This window comes from Pseudomonas sp. NPDC087614 (genome assembly GCF_044743485.1).
Classification (GTDB): Bacteria; Pseudomonadota; Gammaproteobacteria; order Pseudomonadales; family Pseudomonadaceae; genus Aquipseudomonas; species Aquipseudomonas baetica_A.
In genome coordinates this window covers 4,903-28,550 of record NZ_JBIUWN010000057.1, presented here as the reverse complement: position 1 = coordinate 28,550, position 23,648 = coordinate 4,903, and the positions used below count along the sequence as shown (strand labels likewise).

Sequence of the window (23,648 nt, the reverse complement as noted above, 5' to 3'; positions counted from 1 at the left end):
ATCTATAAGACGGTCGGCTCCCGGTGACACAGGGAGCAACAATGACCACACAAGAAAAGAGATCGCGGAAAATGGCTGGCGCGCAGACCCCGATGTGTACCGCGTTGTTGATCGACGGCCAACTGGTCGCCGGGGAAGGTTTTGTCGAGCCGATCCTCAACCCGGCCACCGGCGAAATTCTCACGCACATTGCCGAGGCCAGCACCGAGCAGGTCGAAGCGGCGATCCTCGCCGCCCATCAGGCCTTTGCCCAATGGTCGCGCACGACGCCGCAGCAACGTTCCAACCTGTTGCTCGACATCGCCAACGCCGTCGAAAAACACGCCGATCACCTCGCCCGCCTCGAATCGCTGAACTGCGGCAAGCCATTGCACCTGGCGCGTCAGGACGATTTGACCGCGACCGTCGATGTGTTCCGCTTCTTCGCCGGTGCCGTGCGCTGCCAGACCGGCCAGCTCAGTGGTGAATACCTCCCTGGCTACACCAGCATGGTCCGCCGCGATCCGATTGGCGTGGTGGCGTCGATTGCGCCGTGGAATTACCCGATCATGATGGCCGCGTGGAAGATCGCCCCGGCCCTCGCCGCCGGCAACACGCTGGTGTTCAAACCGTCCGAACACACGCCGCTGTCGATTCTGGCATTGGCGCCTGCGTTGGCCGAAATCCTCCCGCGTGGGGTGATCAACATCATCTGCGGCGGTGGCGAAGGCGTCGGCAGCCATTTGGTCAGTCACCCGAAAATCCGCATGGTGTCGCTGACCGGCGATATCGTCACCGGCCAGAAAATCCTCCAGGCCGCCGCGAAAACCCTGAAACGCACTCACCTCGAACTTGGCGGCAAAGCCCCGGTAATCGTGTGCAACGACGCTGATCTGAAAGCTGTCGTCGAGGGCGTGCGCACCTACGGTTATTACAACGCCGGGCAGGACTGCACTGCCGCCTGCCGGATCTACGCGCAGGCCGGCATTCACGACAAATTGGTCGCCGAACTCGGTGCCGCCGTCAGCAGCCTGCGCTTCGCTGGCAAACGCGATGCCGACAACGAGATCGGCCCGTTGATCACCACCCGCCAGCGTGACCGCGTCGCCAGTTTCGTCGAGCGCGCCCTAGGCCAGCCGCACATCGAACGCGTGACCGGTGCGGCGGTGCATTCCGGCGCCGGTTTCTACTATCAACCGACGCTGCTGGCCGGCTGCAAACAGAGCGATGAGATCGTCCAGCGCGAAGTGTTCGGCCCGGTCGTCACCGTGACCCGTTTCGACGAACTCGCGCAGGCCGTCGATTGGGCCAACGACTCCGAATACGGCCTCGCCTCGTCGGTGTGGACGCAGAATCTGGACAAGGCGATGCAGGTTGCCGCCCGCCTGCAATACGGCTGCACCTGGATCAACAGCCATTTCATGCTGGTCAGCGAAATGCCCCACGGCGGGCTGAAACGCTCGGGTTACGGCAAAGACTTATCCAGCGATTCGCTTCAAGACTACAGCGTGGTGCGGCACATCATGGCCCGCCACGGCCAGCATCTCTGACTACGCTAATAACAAGCCGCCAACGGCATGCTTCACCGCGTTCACAACTGCCCCGACCATAATTTAAAGAAGAGGGTTCAACCATGTTCGTGCACAAGACCGCACTGCTCAGTGCAATCACCACGGCCTTGCTGGCCAGCGCCAGCCTGCAAGCGGCAGAACCGCTGAAGGCTGTCGGCGCCGGCGAAGGGCAGTTGGATATCGTCGCCTGGCCGGGCTACATCGAACGTGGCGAAAGCGACAAGGCCTACGACTGGGTGACCGGTTTCGAGCAGGAAACCGGCTGCAAGGTCAACGTGAAGACCGCTGCCACCTCTGACGAAATGGTCAGCCTGATGGCCAAGGGCGGTTACGACCTGGTGACCGCGTCGGGCGATGCTTCGCTGCGATTGATCGTCGGCAAGCGTGTGCAACCGATCAACACCGCGTTGATCCCGAACTGGAAGACCCTCGACCCACGCCTCAAAGATGCGCCGTGGTACGTGGTCAATAAACAGACCTACGGCACCCCGTATCAGTGGGGCCCAAACGTGCTGATGTACAACACCAACGTGTTCAAGACTGCGCCGACCAGTTGGAATGTGCTGTTCGCCGCGCAGGATTTGCCCGACGGCAAGCCGAACAAGGGTCGCGTGCAGGCCTATGACGGCCCGATCTACATCGCCGATGCGGCGCTGTATCTGAAATCGACCCGGCCTGAACTGGGCATCAAGGATCCGTATCAACTGACCGAGGCGCAGTACAAAGCCGTGCTGGATTTACTGCGGGCGCAGCAGCCGCTGATCCACCGCTACTGGCATGACACCACGGTGCAGATGAGCGATTTCAAAAACGAAGGCGTGGTCGCGTCGGGCGCCTGGCCGTATCAGGTCAACAGCTTGGTGAACGAGAAGCAGCCCATCGCTTCGACCATTCCGAAAGAAGGCGCCACCGGTTGGGCCGACACCACCATGTTGCACGCCGAGGCCAAACATCCCAACTGTGCATACAAATGGATGGACTGGTCGCTGAAGCCCAAAGTCCAGGGTGATGTGGCGGCGTGGTTCGGCTCGTTGCCGGCGGTGCCAGCGGCGTGCAAGGAGAGCGAGTTGCTCGGCGCCGAAGGTTGCAAGACCAACGGTTTCGACCAGTTCGACAAAATCGCCTTCTGGAAAACCCCGCAGGCTGAAGGCGGCAAGTTCGTGCCGTATAGCCGCTGGACGCAGGATTACATCGCGATCATGGGCGGTCGCTAGTCTTTGAATTGACGCCGCCCCCCTGTGGGAGCGGCGCTGCGACTTGCTCGCGAAAGCGGTGTGTCAGCCAGCACCCATGCCGAATGATAGACCGCGTTCGCGAGCAAGCCCGCTCCCACATCGGGATCACCAACACCAGCAAACCGCAAAACGTTTCAGCTTTTTCAGAAGTCCAGGCAGGGCCGCTGCGACGGCTTTCGCCTTTTTGGAGCACCGCACCATGACGCTTGCAGTCCAGTTCACCAACGTTTCCCGGCAGTTCGGCGAAGTGAAGGCCGTTGACCGGGTTTCCATCGATATCCAGGACGGCGAGTTCTTTTCCATGCTCGGCCCCTCCGGCTCGGGCAAAACCACCTGCCTGCGACTAATCGCCGGGTTCGAGCAACCGAGCGCCGGTTCGATCTGCATCCACGGCGCCGAAGCGGCCGGTCTGCCGCCGTATCAACGCGATGTAAACACTGTATTTCAGGATTACGCACTGTTCCCGCACATGAACGTGCTGGACAACGTCGCCTACGGCTTGAAGGTCAAAGGCGTAGGCAAAGCCGAGCGCCATAAGCGCGCCGAAGAAACCCTGGACATGGTCGCCCTCGGCGGCTACGGCGCGCGCAAACCGGTGCAGTTGTCCGGAGGTCAACGACAGCGTGTCGCCCTGGCCCGCGCCTTGGTCAATCGCCCTCGCGTGCTGTTGCTCGATGAGCCACTCGGCGCACTCGACCTGAAACTGCGCGAGCAGATGCAAAGCGAATTGAAAAAGCTGCAACGCCAACTCGGCATCACCTTCATCTTTGTGACCCACGATCAGACTGAAGCCCTGTCAATGTCCGACCGCGTCGCCGTGTTCAACAAGGGCCGCATCGAGCAGGTCGACACGCCGCGCAATTTGTACATGAAACCGACCACCACGTTTGTCGCCGAATTCGTTGGCACCTCGAACGTGATTCGTGGCGATCTGGCGCGCCAGCTCAGCGGTCACCCGCAGCCGTTTTCGATCCGTCCGGAACACGTGCGTTTCGCCGAGGGCCCGCTGGCCAGCCACGAAATAGAAGTCAGCGGTTTGCTCCACGACATCCAGTATCAAGGCAGCGCGACCCGTTATGAACTGACGCTGGAAAACGGCCAGACCCTGAGCATCAGCCACGCCAATAATCAGTGGGTCGACAGTAGCGCGCAGCACCAGACCGGCCAGCGCTTGAGTGCGCGTTGGGCGCGTGAAGCGATGATTACGCTGCACGACACCGTTGCGAGCGGGGTGTGAGATGAGCACGCTCGCGACGACTCCATCGCCACCGTTGCGCAGGTTTTCCAACCTGCTCTATCGCAAGCCCAACCTGTACCTGTTGATGTTGCTGGTGCCACCGCTGCTGTGGTTCGGCGCGATCTATCTAGGCTCGCTGCTGGTGCTGCTGTGGCAGGGTTTCTATACCTTTGACGACTTCACCATGGCGGTGACGCCGGACCTGACGCTGGCGAATTTTGCGGCGCTGTTGCGGCCATCGAACTTCGACATCATTCTGCGCACGTTGAGCATGGCCATTGCCGTGTCGATGGCCAGCGCCCTCGTCGCGTTCCCGATTGCCTACTACATGGCGCGTTACACCACGGGCAAGACCAAAGCGTTTTTCTACATCGCGGTGATGATGCCGATGTGGGCCAGTTACATCGTCAAGGCTTACGCATGGACGCTGTTGCTGGCCAAGGGGGGCGTGGCGCAGTGGTTCGTTCAGCACTTGGGGCTGGAGCCGGTTTTGCAATTCATTCTGGGCATACCGGGCGTGGGCGGCAGCACCCTGTCGACCTCGAATCTGGGGCGGTTCATGGTCTTCGTCTACATCTGGCTGCCGTTCATGATCCTGCCGATTCAGGCCTCGCTGGAACGTCTGCCGCCGTCGCTGTTGCAAGCGTCTGCCGACCTTGGCGCCAAGCCGCGCCAGACGTTTATGCAAGTGATTTTGCCGCTGTCGATTCCGGGGATTGCGGCGGGTTCGATCTTTACGTTTTCGCTGACGCTGGGCGATTTCATCGTGCCGCAACTGGTGGGCCCGCCGGGCTACTTCATCGGCAGCATGGTGTATGCGCAGCAAGGCGCGATTGGCAATATGCCGATGGCAGCGGCGTTCACTCTGGTGCCCATCGTTCTGATTGCGGTTTACCTGTCCATCGTCAAACGACTGGGGGCCTTCGATGCACTCTGAGCGCGCTTCACTGGGTCTGCGCATCGCGGCCTGGGGCGGGTTGGTGTTTCTGCACTTCCCGATCCTGATCATCTTCCTTTACGCCTTCAACACCGAAGAAGCCGCGTTCAGTTTTCCACCGAAGGGCTTCACCCTGCACTGGTTCAGTGTGGCGTTTTCGCGGCCGGACGTGCTGGAGGCCATCAAGCTATCGCTGCAGATTGCAGCCATCGCCACGTTGATCGCGATGGTGCTTGGCACGCTGGCGTCGGCGGCGCTGTACCGGCGTGATTTCTTCGGCAAACAGGGCATCTCGCTGATGCTGATCCTGCCGATTGCGCTGCCGGGGATCATCACCGGGATTGCGTTGCTGGCGACGTTCAAAACGCTGGGAATCGAGCCTGGGATGTTCACCATCATCGTCGGCCACGCGACCTTCTGCGTGGTGATCGTCTACAACAACGTCATCGCCCGTCTGCGCCGTACTTCGCACAGCTTGATCGAGGCCTCGATGGATCTGGGCGCCGACGGTTGGCAGACCTTCCGTTACATCATCCTGCCGAACCTCGGCTCGGCGTTGCTGGCCGGCGGCATGCTCGCGTTTGCGCTGTCGTTCGACGAAATCATCGTCACCACGTTCACCGCAGGGCATGAACGCACGCTGCCATTGTGGTTGCTCAATCAACTGAGCCGGCCACGGGATGTGCCGGTGACCAACGTCGTCGCCATGCTGGTGATGATGGTGACCATGCTGCCGATCCTGGGTGCCTATTACCTGACCCGAGGTGGCGAAAGCGTGGCGGGGAGTGGCGGCAAGTAAACGTCCCCCCCTGTGGGTGCGGGCTTGCTCGCGAAGAGGCCAGCACATTCAACATTGATGTTGGCTGCCTTACTGCTTTCGCGAGCAAGCCCGCTGCCACCGTTGAACCCGGTTTCTTCTGAAAAATAACAATGGCTTCAAAGAGGACAAAAACATGCAAACCAAACTCTTGATCAACGGCCAACTGGTCAACGGCGAAGGCCCGGCGCAACCGGTGCTCAACCCTTCGCTCGGTGAAGTGCTGGTGGAGATCAACGAAGCCGGCGAAGCCCAGGTCGATGCGGCCGTGCGTGCCGCCGACAACGCCTTTGCCGAGTGGTCGCAAACCGCGCCGAAAGACCGCTCCTTGCTGCTGCTCAAACTCGCTGACGCCATCGAAACCCACGGTGAGGAGTTGGCGAAACTGGAGTCCGACAACTGCGGCAAACCCTACAGCGCCGCGCTGAATGACGAGATCCCGGCGATTGCCGACGTGTTCCGTTTCTTTGCCGGCGCCAGTCGTTGCATGAGCGGATCGGCCGGCGGTGAATACCTGCCCGGCCACACCTCAATGATCCGTCGCGACCCGGTCGGCGTAATCGCCTCCATCGCGCCGTGGAACTACCCGTTGATGATGGTCGCCTGGAAAATCGCCCCGGCACTGGCCGCCGGTAACACCGTGGTGCTCAAGCCGTCGGAACAAACCCCGCTGACCGCGTTACGCTTGGCCGAACTGGCGTCGGACATTTTCCCGGCCGGCGTACTCAATCTGGTGTTTGGTCGTGGGCCTACCGTTGGCAGTCCACTGGTCACGCACCCGAAAGTGCGCATGGTTTCGTTGACCGGTTCCATCGCCACGGGTGCCAACATCATTTCCAGCACCGCCGACAGCGTCAAACGCCTGCACATGGAACTGGGCGGCAAGGCGCCGGTGATCATCTTCGACGACGCCGATATCGATGCGGCGGTTGAAGGCATCCGCACGTTCGGCTTTTACAACGCCGGGCAGGACTGCACCGCGGCCTGCCGGATCTACGCGCAGCAAGGCATTTATGACAAGTTTGTGGAGAAGCTCGGCGCGGCCGTCAGCAGCATCAAGTACGGTTTGCAGGATGATCCGTCCACCGAACTGGGGCCGCTGATCACTGCGCAACATCGCGACCGCGTCGCCGGTTTCGTCGAGCGTGCCGTGGCGCAACCGCACATCCGTTTGATCACGGGTGGCAATTCTGTGGACGGCAATGGTTTCTTCTTCGAACCCACCGTGCTGGCCGATGCGCAGCAGGACGACGAAATCGTCCGCCGCGAAGTGTTCGGGCCGGTGGTGTCGGTGACCAAGTTCACTGATGAAGCGCAGGCGCTGGAGTGGGCCAACGATTCGGACTACGGCTTGGCGTCCTCTGTGTGGACTGCGGATGTAGGACGCGCGCATCGGATGTCCGCGCGGTTGCAGTACGGCTGCACCTGGGTGAACACGCACTTCATGCTGGTCAGCGAAATGCCTCACGGCGGTCAGAAATTGTCAGGCTACGGCAAGGACATGTCCATGTATGGGCTGGAGGACTACACCACGGTTCGGCATGTGATGTTCAAGCACTAAGCCTTTAAAAGCTTCGCGTCACCCCGGCTTCAAGGCAGAAACCGGCTCTACGCACCACCAGGACTCCAAAACAATAACTACCGGACCGGGCGGCGCCCTTAGGCCCCGCCACGGCCTCGGCCATCCGAAATCTGCCGATTTCACGGAGCAAACACACATGAGTGCATCACCCGATCTCTCAGCCGCCGTTGCCGACAGCGATGCCGAACAACTGCGCCAACTGGGCTACACCTCCAACTTCAATCGCAGCATGAGCCTGTGGGAAAACTTCGCCCTGGGCTTCACTTATCTGTCACCGGTCGTAGGGGTTTATACCCTGTTCGGCCTGTGTCTGGCCGCAGGCGGGCCACCGATGTTCTGGGCCTACTTGCTGGTCGGTTGCGGTCAGTTGCTGGTGTGCCTGATCTTCGGCGAAGTGGTGTCGCAGTTCCCGATCTCTGGCGGCGTCTATCCATGGGCGCGCCGCTTGGTGGGCAAGAAATGGGCGTGGATGGTCGGCTGGATCTACTCCATCGCCCTGTGCGTGACCATTGCCGCCGTGGCGGTCGGCGCCGGCCCGTACCTGGCCGCCATGATGGGCTTTGAGCCAAACAACAACACCAACATCGTCATCGCCCTGGTGCTGACCCTGTTCGCCACAATGGTCAACCTCAGTGGCACCAAAGTGCTGGCGCGCATCGCCATGTTCGGCTTCCTCTGCGAACTGGTCGGCGCGGTGATCGTCGGCGTGTACCTGCTGATCTTCGAACGCCACCAGCCGCTCAGCGTGCTGTTCAACACCTTCGACATCAGCGTCGACGGCTCGTACCTGCCAGCCTTCCTCACTGCATCGCTGGCGGGGATGTTCCTCTACTACGGCTTCGAGGCCTGCGGCGACGTCGCCGAAGAAACCCCGAACCCGAGCAAGAAAATCCCGGTGGCCATGCGCATGACCATCTACATCGGCGGCATCGCGGCAATGTTCGCCTGCCTGGCGCTGATCCTCGCCGTGCCGGACATGCAAGCGGTGATCAACGGCACCGACAAAGACCCGGTCACCACCATCCTCAGCAACGCCTTCGGCCCGGTCGGTTCGAAAGTGGTGATGGGCGTGGTGATGATTTCCTTCATCTCCTGCGTCATCAGCCTGCAAGCGGCAGCCAGCCGTCTGCTGTACTCCTACGCTCGCGATGAAATGGTCATCGGCAGCCGACTGCTGAAAAAGCTTTCTCCTACGACCCAGGTGCCGGTGGCTGCACTGTTCGTGGCCGGCGTCCTGCCCGCCCTGATCATCGTCCTCGGCTTCTTCCTGCAAGACGCCGTGGCCACCATCGTCAGCTTCGCCGCCATCGGCATCTACCTCGCGTTCCAGATGATCGTGCTGGCCGCCCTGTATGCGCGGATGAAAGGCTGGAAACCCAGCGGTAAATTCACCCTCGGCGCATGGGGCTGGCCGGTAAACATTGGCGCACTGGTGTATGGCGTTGGCGCGATCATCAACATGGCCTGGCCACGCACGCCGGATGCGGCTTGGTATGTGAACTACGCGATGGTGTTGAGCACCGTAATCGTGATTGGTTTGGGCCTGGTTTACATGTGGATTGGCAAGCCGTATGACCATGGGAAGGCGCCGGCCGGGGATGCCTGGAAGGTGAGTCGCTAAGAAGAATCACCCCGGAATCAAGATTTGATTCCGGGGTCTCCCCGAAGCACTCTCATCAATTCATCTGTACGCCATTTGATCTTCGCTTTACCTCTGACAGCTTCGAAGCGATCCAGATCGATCACCTTTCTCTTTTTACCTCTCGCTTCATCTTTGCTCACAGAATTACTTCTCCCGTTTTCCCGGTTGCTAACTCATAAAGGAAAATCTTCGGTACAGGGATGGTTTCGCAGCAAGAGCTGCAAAAACAGGCATTTCCTACAAACACAGCCTTCCGGAGAAAGCCCCATTTCCTACGCCGTGCGTCGACAGAGTAGACTTGGCGCCGCTAGCGCCTGACCGATAGGCTTTGTCCCGTCGCTGCCAAATCAGCGGCCCGGGGTCGAAGCCGGGAATTGTCAACGCGGTGCTTGCATGCCCTCCATTGAACTGTGGCTGTTTCGCAGCTTCAGTTTTGCTTTATGGCGGGCCGTGTGGCGCGGGCCTTCCGGCTTTGCCGTGTTTGACGGGAAGTATCCCGACTTCGAACGCCACGCGGTTCGCCACCCAACTTGTCGAAGAGTTGATGGCGACTTTCCTACTCAAACCGGAAGTCACTTCATGTCTGCGCACACTCAAAATCCGCTACCAACGCACTTCACTCCCACCGTCTTCACCCGCCACAACCGCTTCCTCCACGCGTTCATGCAAGACCACGAAGCCTGGTTCTGCGTCCAGGATCTCGGTCGCCTGATGGGTTATCCGCTGAACGAACACCTCACTCTGAAACTCGATCCCGACCAGCGTCGCAACGTCCTCATGCGCAAGGACGGCGAAATCGTCGATTGCGCGACGGTCAGCGAGTCCGGCCTGTACGCCCTGCTCGTCCATCACTTCGTGCCGCAAAACCGCAATCTGCGCCAATGGCTGAGCCATGAAGTGATTCCGATGCTGCGCGAAAGCATGGCAACGCCTGTGCAGAACGGCCCGAGCCTGAGTTCGGTTAACTGGGCTGGGGTCACCGTCCCTCTGCTTCACTGGCAGCAGCAGGCGTGGGTCAAATGGCGTGACGTGCCGGAGTTGATGCACGGCCAACAGCCGTATCCGGTTTTGGGAACCTGTAGCTGAAATCCATCCAAAAAAACTGTGGCGAGGGCGCTTGCTCCCTCGCCACAGGCTATCCCAACGTTAAAACCGCGAAACACTCCTCATCGCATCCACCAGATACCGCATGGCGATCCGGTCGCTCTCCGAAAGCTCCCGATAACGCTCCAACAGTTTCAACTCATCAGAGCTGAGCCTACGCCTTTTGCGACCGCTGCCAAGGCAGGGAAAGATGCCCAACATGTCAGTGATGCCTTGTATTTTTGCCATGGACGATGTCCTTCTCTAATACGTCAAAGAACTGCTCAACCACCACATCGCCCTGCCCCTTTCAGCAGCGTCGTGTGCCCACCGGTCTGAAGGTTCGCGACCGGTCATGTCCATAGAATAGAAATTTAATCGGTGCTGAAAAGGGCTTTTTAGAGTAATTAGTCGAAAAAAGCAGAAATGCCCTGTAAATCAGAAAGTGCCGTCGGAAAAAATACCGACATGTCTTGTTTCATTGCCAGACTGAGCCTCGTAATCAATCATTTTTGCTCGACAATCGAACGGTTTAAGCTAGCCGGCATCTGTTTATAGTCCGCAGCGTTTGGCCGAAGGCTTGTCCGAACCGTACTTTCTGATCCAGCACGTGCCAGGAACGGCGCGGGATTGCACACGACAGGTTGTATTTATGCACCGCAGGAATTTGCTTAAAGCGTCCATGGCCATTGCGGCTTACACCGGTCTTTCAGCCTCAGGCCTGCTGGCGGCGAATGCCTGGGCCGCCAGCGGTGACGTCGCTGATGGCGACGCACAAGCCTTCGATTTCCAAGCCCTGAAGCGCAAGGCCAAACAACTGGCCGGCAGTGCCTACCAGGACACCAAACAGGTGCTGCCGCCGACGCTGGCGACCATGACCCCGCAAAACTTCAACGCGATCCGCTACGACGGCGAGCATTCGTTGTGGAAGGAGAACAAGGGTCAACTGGACGTGCAGTTCTTCCACGTCGGCATGGGTTTTCGCCAACCGGTGCGCATGCACAGCGTCGATCCGAAGACCCGTACCGCCCGCGAGGTGCATTTCCGCCCGGCGCTGTTCAACTACGAGAACACTTCGGTCGACACTCAGCAGCTCAAGGGCGATTTGGGGTTCGCCGGCTTCAAGCTGTTCAAGGCGCCGGAACTGGATCGTCATGACGTGCTGTCGTTCCTGGGCGCCAGCTATTTCCGTGCAGTAGACGCGACTGGCCAATATGGCCTCTCGGCGCGTGGTCTGGCGATCGACACCTATGCCAGGAAGCGCGAAGAATTCCCTGACTTCACCCAGTTCTGGTTCGAGACACCGGATCAGAACGCCACGCATTTTGTGGTTTATGCCCTGCTCGACTCGCCGAGCGCGACCGGCGCCTATCGCTTCGACATCGATTGCCAGGCCGAACGCGTGGTGATGGAAATCGACGCGCATATCAACGCACGCACGGCCATCGAACAATTGGGCATTTCGCCGATGACCAGCATGTTCAGTTGCGGCACCCACGAGCGCCGCATGTGCGACACCATCCACCCGCAAATCCATGACTCGGATCGCCTGGCGATGTGGCGCGGCAACGGCGAGTGGATCTGCCGTCCGCTGAATAACCCGGCGACGCTGCAGTTCAACGCGTTTGCCGACACCGATCCGAAAGGTTTCGGTCTGGTGCAGACCGACCACGAGTTCGCCAACTATCAGGACACCGTCGACTGGTACAGCAAGCGTCCGAGCCTGTGGGTCGAACCGACGACCGCATGGGGCGAAGGCTCTATCGATCTGTTGGAAATCCCTACCACCGGCGAGACCCTCGACAACATCGTCGCGTTCTGGACGCCGAAGAAACCGGTGGCCGCCGGTGATTCGCTGAACTACGGCTACAAGCTCTACTGGAGTGCCCTGCCACCGGTCAGCACGCCGTTGGCGCGGGTGCAGGCGACCCGTTCCGGGATGGGCGGATTCACTGAAGGCTGGGCACCGGGCGAGCATTATCCGCCGGTCTGGGCGCGCCGTTTCGCCGTGGATTTCACTGGTGGCGGTCTGGATCGCCTGCCGCAGGGCACCGGGATCGAACCGGTCATCACCTGCTCCAACGGCAAGGTGCAGGACTTCAGCGTGTTGGTGCTCGATGACATCAAGGGTTACCGGATCCTGTTCGACTGGTACCCGACCAACGACAGCGTGGAGCCCGTGGAACTGCGGTTGTTCATTCGTACCAATGACCGCACGTTGAGTGAGACCTGGCTGTACCAGTACTTCCCGCCGGCGCCGGACAAGCGTAAGTATCCTTGAGGGTTTGAGGCGCCTGCACGCGAAGACGGCAGCACTGGCAAAACAGCCGCCAACAGAAAAAACAAAGCCCCGACCCTCACTGGCCGGGGCTTTTTGCATGTCAGCGACGCACTCAATCGCGCAAATCAGACTCATGAATCGGCTGATCACGATGGGTCGCACGCTGATACTGCGCCGGCCACACCGCTTTGCGTCCGCCCAGATCATCATCGGCGTGCAACGGCCAGTACGGATCACGCAGCAACTCGCGGGCGAGGAAGATGATGTCGGCCTGGCAGGTACGCAGAATGTGCTCGGCCTGCGCAGGTTCGGTAATCATTCCCACAGTGCCAGTGGCGATGCCTGACTCTTTGCGCACGCGTTCGGCGAAGCGCGTCTGATAACCCGGCCCGACAGGAATCTCGGCGTTGGCTGCCGTGCCACCCGAGGAAACGTCGATCAGGTCCACACCCAATGCTTTAAGACGCCGCGCCAGCTCAACGGTTTCGTCAGGGTTCCAGCCGTCCTCAACCCAATCGGTGGCCGACACACGGACAAACACTGGCAGTTCCTCTGGCCAGACTGCCCGTACCGCTTCAGTGACTTGCAGCACCAGACGAATCCGGTTTTCGAACGAGCCGCCGTACTGATCGCGCCGTTGATTACTCAGCGGCGACAGGAACTGGTGCAGCAGATAACCGTGCGCGGCGTGAACCTCAACCACACTGAAACCCGCTGTCAGCGCGCGTTCTGCGGCATCGACAAAGGCTTGGATGACTTCGGCGATCTGCCCTTCATCGAGCTGTTTGGGTTGCGTGTGCTGCGGATCAAAGGCAATCGGCGACGGCCCGACCGGTGTCCAGCCGCCATCATCCGGTTTGACGCTGCCGTGCTTGCCGATCCAGGGTCGATGGGTGCTGGCCTTGCGCCCGGCGTGAGCCAGTTGAATGCCGGCGACCGCGCCCTGCGAGGTGATGAAACGAGTGATACGTTGCAGTGGTTCGATCTGTTCGTCATTCCACAGGCCAAGGTCTTGGGCGGTGATCCGACCGTCGGCCGTCACCGCCGTGGCTTCGGTGAACACCAGCCCGGCGCCACCCACGGCGCGGCTGCCAAGGTGTACGAGGTGCCAGTCGTTGGCCAGACCGTCGACGCTGGAGTATTGGCACATGGGCGACACGGCGATGCGGTTGGGCAGGGTCAGTTGGCGCAGAGTAAAGGGTTCAAGCAGCAGACTCATGGGGCACCTCTCAAATCAGTGGGCAGGCTCCAGGGTTCTGTTTGAATAGTCGTCGAGTGACAGGAAGAGATGCAGCACCCGCCCCCGCGGGCAAAAAACGACAAGACGTCACAAGGCCAATCAAGCAGTGCTTAGAGCCTAGTCGACAACCGGGGATGCGGGAGGGTTCAGAGTCATTCCGTGTGGGAAAGTCCGCCTTCGCGAGCAAGCTCGCTCCACCAGGAAAACACCGGACCTGTGGGAGCGACTTTGCTCGCGAAGGGGTCAGCGCGGTTCGATGTGGGCAATCATCAGTTGCACGGTCTCATTGCCACGAAACTCGTTAACGTCGAGCTTGTAAGCCAGTTCGACCCATTTGATCGTCGGATTCGGCCAGATGTCGCGGTCGATACCGAAGGCGATGCCGTCGAGTTTCACCGAGCCGCACTCGCTTTTGAGTACCACTTTCAAGTGTCGCTCACCGACGACCCGCTGCTCGACCAACTGGAATACACCGTGAAACAGTGGCTCCGGAAAGTGCTGACCCCAAGGCCCGGCATGGCGCAGGGCGCGGGCCAGCTCAAGGTGGAATTCTTCAACCGCCAGCGTGCCGTCCGACAACATGCGCCCGGTGAGGTCTTCTTCGCGAAGTTGCCTACGCACTTCGGCGTCAAATGCCTCAGCGAACAACGGAAAATTCTCCTGCGGCAAGGTCAGGCCGGCTGCCATTGCGTGGCCGCCGTATTTGGCAATCAGGTTTGGATGCTGCGCTGCAACCACGCTCAAGGCATCACGAATATGGAAGCCTTGCACTGAACGCCCCGAGCCCTTGAGCAAACCATCGCCAGCATCGGCGAAGGCGATGGTCGGACGGAAATAACGCTCTTTCATCCGTGAGGCGAGGATGCCGATGACGCCCTGGTGCCACTCCGGATCAAACAGGCACAGACCGAACGGCATCGACTCAACGGGCAAGTCCTTCAACTGGGCCAGCGCTTCGCGCTGCATGCCTTGCTCGATGGTTTTGCGATCCTGGTTCATACCATCCAGTTGCGCGGCCATTTCGCGGGCCATGTTGGCGTCGGCGGTGAGCAGGCATTCGATGCCCAGGCTCATGTCATCCAGGCGCCCGGCGGCGTTCAGGCGCGGGCCGACGATGAAACCCAGATCCGTGGAGGTGATGCGAGCCGCGTCACGCTTGGCCACTTCAAGGATCGCTTTGATCCCCGGCCGCGCACGCCCGGCGCGAATCCGCTCCAGCCCCTGATGCACCAGAATCCGGTTGTTGGCGTCCAACGGGACAACGTCGGCGACACTGCCCAACGCGACCAGATCAAGCAATTCGCCGATGTTCGGCTGCGGCTTGCTTTCGTACCAGCCGAGGCTGCGCAGGCGCGCGCGCAACGCCATCAACACATAGAAAATCACCCCGACACCGGCCAGCGCCTTGCTCGGGAACTCGCAGCCTGGCTGGTTGGGATTGACCAGCGCATCGGCCAGCGGCAGTTCATCGCCGGGCAAGTGGTGGTCGGTGATCAGCACTTTGAGCCCATGACGCTTGGCAGCGGCCACGCCTTCAACGCTGGAAATGCCGTTGTCGACGGTGATCAGCAACTGCGGTTCGCGAGTCATGGCAACTTCGACGATTTCCGGGGTCAGGCCGTAACCGTATTCAAAGCGATTCGGCACCAGATAATCGACATGAGCAGCACCCAGCAGTCGCAGACCGAGCATACCCACCGTGCTGGCCGTGGCGCCGTCCGCGTCGAAATCACCGACGATGAGGATGCGCTGGCGTTGCTCCAGCGCTGTCACCAGCAGATCGACTGCCGCATCGATGCCCTTGAGTTGCTGGAACGGAATCAACCGCGCCAGACTCTTGTCCAGTTCCGCCTCGGATTGCACGCCCCGCGCCGCATACAAGCGGGTCAGCAGCGGCGGCAGGTCACCGAGAAAAGGCAGAGTGGCAGGCAGTTGACGAGGTTCGATACGCATGGGGTGACGGAGACTTCTCTTGAATACGTGGGATTAATCAGATGACAACGCAGGATCAGCCGCGCTCACCTTGCAGCCATTGCAACTGGACTTCGTGTTGACCGCGATCGTCGGTGACGAAAATCGTCCCTTCGCTGATCATCACGTCCCACTTGATGACGCGGGGCATGTCCTTGGCCAGGGTTTCCAGCACTTCTTGCGGGACGGCGGCAATGTTGACGTTTTTAAGGTTCTTGATCGCCGGGATCACCTTGGTTTCCCACACGCGCAGGCTGCCGTAGGCCAGCAGGCTGGTGCGTTCGGTGCGACGCGAGCACCAGGTCAAACGGTCGGCGTCGGGCTGGCCGACTTCGATCCAGTGCAGAACACGATCGTCCAGGCTCTTTTCCCACAGCGCAGGTTCATCCACGTCTGACAGACCACGGCCAAACGACAACTGCTCGTTGTACCAGAGGGCGTAGGCCAGCAGCCGCACAGTCATGCGCTCTTCGGTTTCCGAAGGGTGACGGGCGATGGTCTGCTTGACGCTCTCGTAGACGCTGCGGTCGAGGTCGGTGAGGTTCAGTTCAAACTTGTAAGTGGTCGAAGGCTGGGCCATGAACGGGCTTCTTGATACGAGGAAAGTCGGCAAGTCTAACCGATGCGGTAGGCAATCATCGAATTGATGGCGATCAACCTGCGGCGCCTGACAGCCGGCTATGCTAAAACGCTGTATCCGCTCAACCTTGTCCTACAGGATTCAGCATGCCGTTTACCAACAAGCCGCTCAGCGGCGTGAAAGTCATCGAACTGGGTACATTGATTGCCGGGCCGTTTGCCTCGCGTATTTGCGGCGAGTTCGGTGCCGAAGTCATCAAGATCGAATCGCCGGACGGCGGTGATCCGTTGCGCAAATGGCGAAAGTTGTACGAGGGCACCTCGTTGTGGTGGTTCGTTCAGGCGCGCAACAAGAAGTCGCTGACCCTCAACCTCAAGCATCCCGATGGCTTGGCGATCCTGAAAAAACTGCTCAGTGAAGCCGACATCCTGATCGAAAACTTTCGCCCCGGTGTGCTGGAAAAACTCGGTCTGAGCTGGGACATCCTGCACGCGTTGAACCCGAAACTGGTGATGGTGCGCCTCTCCGGCTTCGGCCAGACCGGGCCGATGAAGGATCAGCCGGGGTTCGGCGCCGTCGGCGAATCCATGGGGGGGTTGCGCTACATCACCGGTTTCGAGGATAGGCCGCCGGTGCGTACCGGCATCTCCATCGGCGACTCGATTGCCGCGCTGTGGGGCGTGATCGGCGCGTTGATGGCGCTGCGTCATCGTGAGGTCAACGGCGGGCTCGGCCAAGTGGTCGATGTGGCGCTGTACGAAGCGATCTTCGCCATGATGGAAAGCATGGTGCCGGAGTTCGATGTGTTCGGTTTTATCCGTGAACGCACCGGCAACATCATGCCCGGCATCACGCCGTCGTCGATCCACACCAGCGCCGACGGCAAACATGTGCAGATCGGCGCCAATGGCGATGCGATCTTCAAGCGCTTCATGCTGATCATCGGCCGTGAAGATCTGGCCAATGACCCGACACTGGCCAGCAACGACGGTCGCGACAATCGCCGCGACGAGTTGTATGGCGTGATCGATCGCTGGGTCAATTCGCTGCCGCTGCAATCGGTGCTCGACCTGCTCAATCAGGCTGACGTACCGGTCAGCCGGATCTTCAGTGCCGAAGACATGTTCAGTGATCCGCAGTACCTGGCTCGGGAAATGTTCCTGTCTGCCAAACTGCCGGACGGCAAATCTTTCAAGATGCCGGGTATCGTGCCCAAACTCTCAGAGACACCGGGCTCCTCCGAATGGGTCGGACCGCAACTCGGTGAACACAATGCGCAGGTACTCCACGATCTTGGCTATGACGAAAAGCAGATCGCCCAACTGCGCGAAGACGGAGCCATTTAAGCTGAAGCACCGACAGGCATCGGACGCCAACCGCTCCCGCCACGGATGGACGTGGCGCCTGTTCGGTCTGTTGTTTCTGCTGACCCTGCCCGCTTGGGCGCAGGCAAAACCTACGCTGATCTGGTTACTGCGCGACTTGCCACCGATGACCATTTTCGAAGGTCCGAAAAAGGGCCAGGGGGTGATCGATCAGTTGCTGCCGATGCTGATTGCTGGCATGCCGCAATACGAACATACGCTGATGCGGGTCAATCGCGCCCGTGGCTTGCAGATACTCCATGACAACCCTTTCGCCTGTGACCCCGCGCTGATATGGAACCAGGTACGCGCGCAGTCGGTTGCGTATTCGATCCCTGCGATTCGCGCGGTGAGCAATGGTCTGGTGGTTCGTCGGCAGGATCGGGCGGTGCTTGAACCCTATCTGGTGAATGGCGAGGTTGATCTGTCTGCGCTACTCGCGAATGGCAACAGGAAGGTCGGCGTTGTCGCCGAACGCAGCTACGGCGAGTTTCTCGACACTATCCTGCATCAAGCGCCCAGCGGCGCGCTGACTGCGCATTACGGCAATGATGCGCTGGCCAATCTGCTGTCGATGCAGCGTCTTGGCCGGTTGCAGGTGGTGCTGGGTTACTGGCCGGAAATCCGCTATCAGGCGAAGCAGGCGCAGATTGCCGAAGATGAGCTGGAGTTTTATCCGATCCAAGGCGCCGGAAAATATCTCTCAGGTTATATCGCCTGTTCCGACACCACGATGGGGCGTCAGGCCATCGGCGAGATCAACCAACTGCTACGCACCCTGCCCCACGAACATCTCAATCGGCTGTACGCCGCGTGGCTTGACCCCAAGCAACAGGCCGATTATCTGGAACAGGCACGGCTGTTCTTCGAACAGCAGGCCGCGCAGTAAACGGCGGACAAAAGAAACCCCGAGAAGTGGGGAGACGACTCGGGGTTAAACGTGGCCCGTAATAAAGACCCGTAGCAGCAAGCGACAAGCACCGGAGCACAATGCTTGATCCTGCTGTTACGAGGTCTGACTGACAGAGATGCAGGAAGTTTCCCACAAGAGACATTTCATTTTCAGAGCGCCGCACGCTTGTCCAGCGCCGCATTGCGCAAGGCCGCGATCACGCAGGGCTCCAGGCGCCCTTCGGCAATCAGGACGTCACGGTGCAAACCATCGACGACATCGGTCAACTGACGCTTGTCGGTCAGTTGTGCCTGATTGAATGGGCGTTCCACGACAATGGCGCCGCTGCTGTTCTTCAAGGTCACCAGGCATTCACCCTGGGCACCGCTTGGAGACAACGAAACCTGATACGGGCTCAGAGCCTCACCGAGCAATAGACTGATACTTTCCATCTCGATCTCCACTCAATAGTCCGAAAACATTGTGTCTGGGGCGTGTCCACAGTAAATGACCACCGGCCCGAGAAGAAAGTTCTGCATGCCGGTCGCAAGCACTGCAGCGTCACCGGTCTGTCAGAGCATGCACGGTGAAGATGACAGAAAAATAACCGTGCCCTTCAGACCCCGACAGGCTGCGAAGCAGCGATCAGGTAGCCGTCCAGCAAACCTCTCATCAGCACTGCCGAGACCGGCGTTTGCAAGCGCCCCAATAATCGCAACCGATGCTCGCGCAGCAACGGCTCGAGATCGCTCAGCAGACTCGGCGCGACCGCCCCCAGCAGGATCAGCGCACGGGCTTCACGCTGTACCGCCAGATGCTGAATCAGAGCCAGGCCATCGCCGCCCTTGAGTTGCGGATCGCAAATGGCAATATCGACCACGCCGCGGTGGCCCAGCGAACACAGGGCAGACGCCAGGGACGGTGCGGTCAGTACGTCATAGATGCCGATGGCATTGAGCATTTGATGCAATGCCATCAGCTGAAACGGATTGGGTTCAAGAATCAGAACTTTAAGCGAGCGCATGGGCGACCTCCGGAACGACAATCGCGGACTCTCACCGCAGTTGTCGCTCACTCTAGGGCAGCCGTCTTAAGCCTCCCATAGGAAAAGTAGCCGCGTCTTATAGGAAGTTTCCCATCTTCACTGCAGACATCGGCACCCGCTCTCCGTCCTACGCTGGGTGATGTCGGTCCAGCCGCCCAGCAGTCCACGCAACTGGCCGTCGGCACTGTAGAACGGCACGGTCCACTGATAGACCTCGCGCGGGCCATTCTTGAATTGCAGTTGGCGTTTACTGAAGCGCGACTTGCGTGTGCTCAGTTGCACGATGAACTCGTCGTGCAGCATCAGGGCGGTCGCTTCGGGCAACACATCGATCTCGATCAGCAAACGCCCCTGCACCTGATCCAGCCGAACCGAAAGAGCCTCCTCGTAGCTGCGGTTGCACATGATCAGTCGACCGTGCAGATCTCGGACAAACATCGGATCAGGCATGGAATCAATCAGCGCGCGCTGAAACGCCAGTTGATCGCCCAGCACCTTTTCCGCCTCGCTGCGCTGTTTGATCACCGCCGTCAGGCGCCGATTCCATACCAGCGACAACAGGCCGAAAACACCCAGCCCACCCATCACCCAGCAGCCCCATTCGATCATCCGCTGCCACACCGACGGTATGGGCGCCGGCGAAATACCCTCCAGCCATTTGAGGCGAATGGCGCGTAACTCGGCAGGGGGGAACGCCTCCAATGCCTTGTTGAGAATACTCAAAAGTTCCGGCATGCCCTTGCGTACCGCCAGATGATCAGCCTCCCATTTGCCTTCCACCAGTGCACCGACCTTGAGCAACCCCAACGGATAAAGCTGTGCACCGATCTCGTTTTCGATCGTCGCGTAGGCCTCGCCGCTCTCGACCAATGCCCGTGCTTCGGCGTAGGTTTTGACCGAGCGGATTTCGATTGAAGGGTAATCACGTCGGATCACGTCTTCCAGTGCATGCCTGGCGGGCAGCACCACCACTCGCTTGGCCAGTTGCTCCAGGGACTCCACCGAGGGTGCCCCGGCGCGCCCGACAAATACCCAGCCCGCGCCGCCGAATGCGTGACTGAAATCAAGAAACGCCTTGCGTTCGTCGCTTACGGCCAGCGTTGTGCTGATGTCCGCCGCCCCGCTCTCGAGGCGCTCAAGCATGTGATCCGTGGAAAACGACTCATGATGCACAAACTGCAACCCGGTCATCGCCGTGACGCGTTTGAGCACATCGTTGTTCAAGCCGCTCCACTGACCATGCTCATCCTGAAACAGATACAACGGGTACTGCACCGACGCGACCGTCACCGTGGGGTTGTCGCGAATCCACTGGCGCTCATGTGCGTCCAGTTCGATGGGCTGAACGTTGAGGCCCACCGCATCATCGTGCAACGCCAATTGCGCGGCCACACTGCCGTGCATCACTCCCAGCAATCCGAACAAGCACAACCAGCCCAGTGCCGGTTTCAAACCTCTATAAAACAGCATTGCCACTTCCTTCGTGATCGACTCACCCGTCCTTCGAGGGTGAAAACCCGAGCAGTGTGGCAGCAGAAACAAAAAAGCCCGTCAGGAGACGGGCTTCAAAATGTGACAGCTTTGCAGGTTTAAAGCGGCTTGCCGCGGTTGCCATGCTGGCTGACAAAGGCCTGCACGGCTTTCAGCTCGTTTGGCAGAACGGTGCAGCGTTCGTTTCGCTCAAACAAATCAGAAAGGTGTGCAGGTAGTTCGAGCGCTTTTCCTACACCCGCTTTCTCTACCGCGTCCGGGAATTTCACCGGATGCGCCGTGCCCAGGATCACCATCGGGATGTCGAGGCTGCGACGGCATTCGCGTGCGGCCTTCACGCCAATGGCGGTGTGCGGGTCCAGCAGTTCGCCGGTCTGCGCATAGACTTCGGCGATGGTTTCGCAGGTTTGGGCATCGTCCACGGCCAGCGAATCGAACAGTTTGCGTGCTTCGGTCCAGCGCTCTTGCTCGACGCTGAAACCACCGCCCTGCTTGAACGAATCCATCAAACCGGCAATCGCTGCACCGTTGCGACCGTGCAGGTCGAACAGCAGGCGTTCGAAGTTCGACGACACCATGATGTCCATCGACGGCGACAACGTGGCGTTCAGGGTTTGCTTGACGTACTGATTGCCGCTCATGAAGCGGTGCAGGATGTCATTGCGGTTGGTGGCGACGATCAACTGATTGATCGGCAGGCCCATGTTGCGCGCCAGGTAACCGGCGAAGATGTCGCCGAAGTTGCCGGTCGGCACCGAGAACGATACCGAACGCGCAGGGCCACCCAACTGCAGGGCAGCGTGAAAGTAGTAAACGATCTGGGCCATGATCCGCGCCCAGTTGATCGAGTTCACCGCCACCAGGCGCGTGCCCTTGAGGAAGCTCTGGTCGGCGAAACTGGCTTTGACCATTTCCTGGCAGTCATCGAAGTTGCCTTCGATGGCGATGTTATGGATGTTCTCACCGAAAATCGTGGTCATCTGGCGACGCTGCACTTCGGACACACGGTTGTGCGGGTGCAGGATGAAGATGTCGACATTTTCGCAGTGTTTGCAGCCTTCAATGGCGGCCGAACCGGTGTCACCGGAGGTGGCGCCGACGATCACTACACGCTCGCCGCGCTTTTCAAGCACGTAGTCGAGCAGACGACCGAGCAGTTGCAAGGCGAAGTCTTTGAACGCCAGGGTCGGGCCGTGGAACAGCTCCATGACCCATTCGTTGCCGTTGAGCTGACGCAGCGGCGCGACGGCGCTGTGCGAGAACACACCGTAGGTTTGTTCAAGAATCCTTTTGAAATCGGCGTCAGGAATGCTGCCGGTTACAAACGGGCGCATGACGCGAAAGGCCAGCTCGTGATACGGCAGGCCAGCCCAGGAAGCGATTTCTTCCTGGGTAAAACGTGGCAGGTTTTCCGGGACGTACAGACCACCGTCGGTGGCAAGACCAGCCAGCAGGACGTCTTCGAAATTCAGGGCCGGTGCCTGGCCGCGGGTACTGATGTAACGCATAAGGGCAAACCTTCGGTTTGGGCTACAAGCGGTGAGCTTCAAGCTACAAGTGAAAAGCGCCTCTGCTTTTACTTGCAGCTTGAAGTTTGAAGCTTGCTGCTGTTAATTCAAGTGTTCGACGCGGATCCGCATAACCGGACCGTTGACGCCGGCCAGGGCTTCCAGGGCTGCGATCGCATCATTGATGCGCTGCTCGACCACGCGGTGGGTCAGCAGGATCATCGGCACCAGACCGTCCTGCTCTTCGACTTCCTTCTGCATGATCGACTCGATGTTGATGCCACGCTCCGACAGAATGCTCGCCACCTGAGCCAGTACGCCCGGGTGATCCTTGGCTTGTATGCGCAAGTAGTAAGCGCTTTCACAGGCTTCGATCGGCAGGATCGGATGGGCCGACAGCGAGTCTGGCTGGAAGGCCAGATGCGGGACGCGGTTCTCCGGGTCGCTGGTCATGGCGCGAACCACGTCCACCAGGTCGGCGATGACCGAAGAGGCCGTTGGCTCCATGCCGGCACCGGCGCCGTAGAACAAGGTCGAACCGGCAGCATCACCGTTGACCATCACCGCGTTCATCACGCCGTTGACGTTGGCGATCAGGCGATCGGCCGGGATCAGCGTCGGGTGTACGCGCAACTCGATGCCCGCAGCCGTACTGCGCGCCACGCCGAGGTGCTTGATGCGGTAGCCCAGTGCTTCGGCGTAGTTGACGTCAGCGGTGGTCAGCTTGGTAATGCCTTCGGTGTAAGCCTTGTCGAACTGCAGCGGAATGCCAAACGCAATGGAAGCCAGAATCGTCAGCTTGTGCGCGGCGTCGATGCCTTCGACGTCGAAGGTCGGATCGGCTTCGGCGTAACCCAGCGCCTGAGCTTCGGCCAATACGTCTTCAAACGTACGGCCCTTCTCGCGCATTTCGGTGAGGATGAAGTTGCCGGTGCCGTTGATGATCCCGGCCACCCAATTGATGCGGTTGGCGGACAGGCCTTCACGGATCGCCTTGATCACCGGAATGCCACCGGCCACCGCGGCTTCAAACGCCACGATCACGCCTTTCTCGCGTGCCCTGGCGAAAATTTCATTACCGTGAACGGCAATCAGTGCCTTGTTCGCGGTGACCACATGCTTGCCATTCTCGATGGCCTTAGTACCAGCTCGCGGGCAACGGTATAGCCGCCCATCAGCTCTATGACGATGTC

At 59.8% G+C, this 23,648-nt stretch carries 20 protein-coding genes; 11 read left to right on the top strand and 9 right to left on the bottom strand.

The window, feature by feature from the left end; genetic code table 11:
- Nucleotides 1-71 precede the first annotated feature (71 nt).
- The 8 genes from ACIOWA_RS19865 to ACIOWA_RS19830 all read left to right on the top strand — a co-directional run bounded on the left by ACIOWA_RS19865 (nucleotide 72) and on the right by ACIOWA_RS19830 (nucleotide 10,086).
- On the top strand, nucleotides 72-1,529 hold the full coding sequence (locus tag ACIOWA_RS19865) for a gamma-aminobutyraldehyde dehydrogenase (protein WP_401161516.1): 1,458 nt from the start codon (nucleotides 72-74) through the stop codon (nucleotides 1,527-1,529).
- Nucleotides 1,530-1,612: 83 nt separating this feature from the next.
- On the top strand, nucleotides 1,613-2,764 hold the full coding sequence (gene ydcS, locus ACIOWA_RS19860) for a putative ABC transporter substrate-binding protein YdcS (protein WP_339434046.1): 1,152 nt from the start codon (nucleotides 1,613-1,615) through the stop codon (nucleotides 2,762-2,764).
- Nucleotides 2,765-2,984: 220 nt separating this feature from the next.
- Nucleotides 2,985-4,022: an ABC transporter ATP-binding protein gene (locus tag ACIOWA_RS19855; protein ID WP_401161504.1), complete on the top strand. Its 1,038-nt coding sequence runs from the start codon at nucleotides 2,985-2,987 to the stop codon at nucleotides 4,020-4,022.
- A gap of 1 nt (nucleotide 4,023) precedes the next feature.
- Nucleotides 4,024-4,959, top strand: a complete 936-nt coding sequence (locus ACIOWA_RS19850) for an ABC transporter permease (RefSeq protein ID WP_339434044.1) — start codon at nucleotides 4,024-4,026, stop codon at nucleotides 4,957-4,959.
- Nucleotides 4,949-5,758 carry an ABC transporter permease gene (locus ACIOWA_RS19845; RefSeq protein WP_003222021.1) on the top strand — a complete coding sequence of 270 codons (810 nt, stop codon included), beginning with the start codon at nucleotides 4,949-4,951 and terminating at the stop codon, nucleotides 5,756-5,758. Before ACIOWA_RS19850 ends, ACIOWA_RS19845 begins: the two co-directional genes overlap by 11 nt.
- A gap of 154 nt (nucleotides 5,759-5,912) precedes the next feature.
- Nucleotides 5,913-7,337 carry a gamma-aminobutyraldehyde dehydrogenase gene (locus tag ACIOWA_RS19840; RefSeq protein WP_401161502.1) on the top strand — a complete coding sequence of 475 codons (1,425 nt, stop codon included), beginning with the start codon at nucleotides 5,913-5,915 and terminating at the stop codon, nucleotides 7,335-7,337.
- 157 nt (nucleotides 7,338-7,494) lie between these two features.
- A complete protein-coding gene (locus ACIOWA_RS19835; protein ID WP_401161500.1) occupies nucleotides 7,495-8,979 on the top strand; it encodes an APC family permease in 1,485 nt (494 codons plus the stop codon).
- A gap of 600 nt (nucleotides 8,980-9,579) precedes the next feature.
- Nucleotides 9,580-10,086: a Bro-N domain-containing protein gene (locus tag ACIOWA_RS19830; RefSeq protein ID WP_401161498.1), complete on the top strand. Its 507-nt coding sequence runs from the start codon at nucleotides 9,580-9,582 to the stop codon at nucleotides 10,084-10,086.
- Nucleotides 10,087-10,146: 60 nt separating this feature from the next.
- Here ACIOWA_RS19830 and ACIOWA_RS19825 read toward each other — a convergent pair whose 3' ends face one another.
- Nucleotides 10,147-10,332: a hypothetical protein gene (locus ACIOWA_RS19825; RefSeq protein ID WP_221729874.1), complete on the bottom strand. Its 186-nt coding sequence runs from the start codon at nucleotides 10,330-10,332 to the stop codon at nucleotides 10,147-10,149.
- A 403-nt stretch (nucleotides 10,333-10,735) separates the two neighbouring features.
- Between ACIOWA_RS19825 and ACIOWA_RS19820 the strand changes: the two genes are divergently transcribed.
- Nucleotides 10,736-12,364: a glucan biosynthesis protein D gene (locus ACIOWA_RS19820; RefSeq protein WP_339434039.1), complete on the top strand. Its 1,629-nt coding sequence runs from the start codon at nucleotides 10,736-10,738 to the stop codon at nucleotides 12,362-12,364.
- A 112-nt stretch (nucleotides 12,365-12,476) separates the two neighbouring features.
- On the opposite strand, the gene ACIOWA_RS19815 is transcribed toward ACIOWA_RS19820, so the two are convergent.
- The 3 genes from ACIOWA_RS19815 to ACIOWA_RS19805 form a co-directional block, all read right to left on the bottom strand.
- On the bottom strand, nucleotides 12,477-13,583 hold the full coding sequence (locus ACIOWA_RS19815; protein ID WP_401161496.1) for an NADH:flavin oxidoreductase/NADH oxidase: 1,107 nt from the start codon (nucleotides 13,581-13,583) through the stop codon (nucleotides 12,477-12,479).
- A 264-nt stretch (nucleotides 13,584-13,847) separates the two neighbouring features.
- Nucleotides 13,848-15,557, bottom strand: coding sequence for a single-stranded-DNA-specific exonuclease RecJ (recJ, locus tag ACIOWA_RS19810; protein WP_401161494.1), 1,710 nt, complete (start codon nucleotides 15,555-15,557; stop codon nucleotides 13,848-13,850).
- A 55-nt stretch (nucleotides 15,558-15,612) separates the two neighbouring features.
- The gene (locus ACIOWA_RS19805; protein ID WP_007908961.1) at nucleotides 15,613-16,155 is read right to left on the bottom strand and encodes a YaeQ family protein; all 543 of its coding nucleotides are present in this window, start codon (nucleotides 16,153-16,155) and stop codon (nucleotides 15,613-15,615) included.
- 146 nt (nucleotides 16,156-16,301) lie between these two features.
- Here ACIOWA_RS19805 and ACIOWA_RS19800 point away from each other — a divergent pair, with 146 nt between their 5' ends.
- Both ACIOWA_RS19800 and ACIOWA_RS19795 read left to right on the top strand, forming a co-directional pair.
- Nucleotides 16,302-17,501 carry a CaiB/BaiF CoA-transferase family protein gene (locus tag ACIOWA_RS19800; protein ID WP_339466171.1) on the top strand — a complete coding sequence of 400 codons (1,200 nt, stop codon included), beginning with the start codon at nucleotides 16,302-16,304 and terminating at the stop codon, nucleotides 17,499-17,501.
- Nucleotides 17,455-18,408 carry a TIGR02285 family protein gene (locus ACIOWA_RS19795; protein ID WP_401161492.1) on the top strand — a complete coding sequence of 318 codons (954 nt, stop codon included), beginning with the start codon at nucleotides 17,455-17,457 and terminating at the stop codon, nucleotides 18,406-18,408. Before ACIOWA_RS19800 ends, ACIOWA_RS19795 begins: the two co-directional genes overlap by 47 nt.
- A 173-nt stretch (nucleotides 18,409-18,581) precedes the next feature.
- On the opposite strand, the gene ACIOWA_RS19790 is transcribed toward ACIOWA_RS19795, so the two are convergent.
- From ACIOWA_RS19790 to ACIOWA_RS19770, 5 genes are all read right to left on the bottom strand, one after another.
- Nucleotides 18,582-18,863, bottom strand: coding sequence for a DUF3509 domain-containing protein (locus ACIOWA_RS19790; RefSeq protein WP_221729880.1), 282 nt, complete (start codon nucleotides 18,861-18,863; stop codon nucleotides 18,582-18,584).
- Between the two features lie 164 nt (nucleotides 18,864-19,027).
- Nucleotides 19,028-19,435 (bottom strand): response regulator, encoded by a 408-nt coding sequence (locus ACIOWA_RS19785; protein ID WP_221729881.1) that lies wholly within the window; start codon nucleotides 19,433-19,435, stop codon nucleotides 19,028-19,030.
- A gap of 117 nt (nucleotides 19,436-19,552) precedes the next feature.
- A complete protein-coding gene (locus ACIOWA_RS19780) occupies nucleotides 19,553-20,926 on the bottom strand; it encodes a transporter substrate-binding domain-containing protein (protein WP_339434034.1) in 1,374 nt (457 codons plus the stop codon).
- Nucleotides 20,927-21,045: 119 nt separating this feature from the next.
- Complete coding sequence (gene thrC / locus ACIOWA_RS19775) at nucleotides 21,046-22,455, bottom strand: threonine synthase (protein ID WP_401161490.1); 1,410 nt, start codon at nucleotides 22,453-22,455, stop codon at nucleotides 21,046-21,048.
- A 102-nt stretch (nucleotides 22,456-22,557) separates the two neighbouring features.
- A partial coding sequence (locus tag ACIOWA_RS19770; protein WP_401161488.1) for a homoserine dehydrogenase occupies nucleotides 22,558-23,648 on the bottom strand: 1,091 nt, incomplete at its 5' end.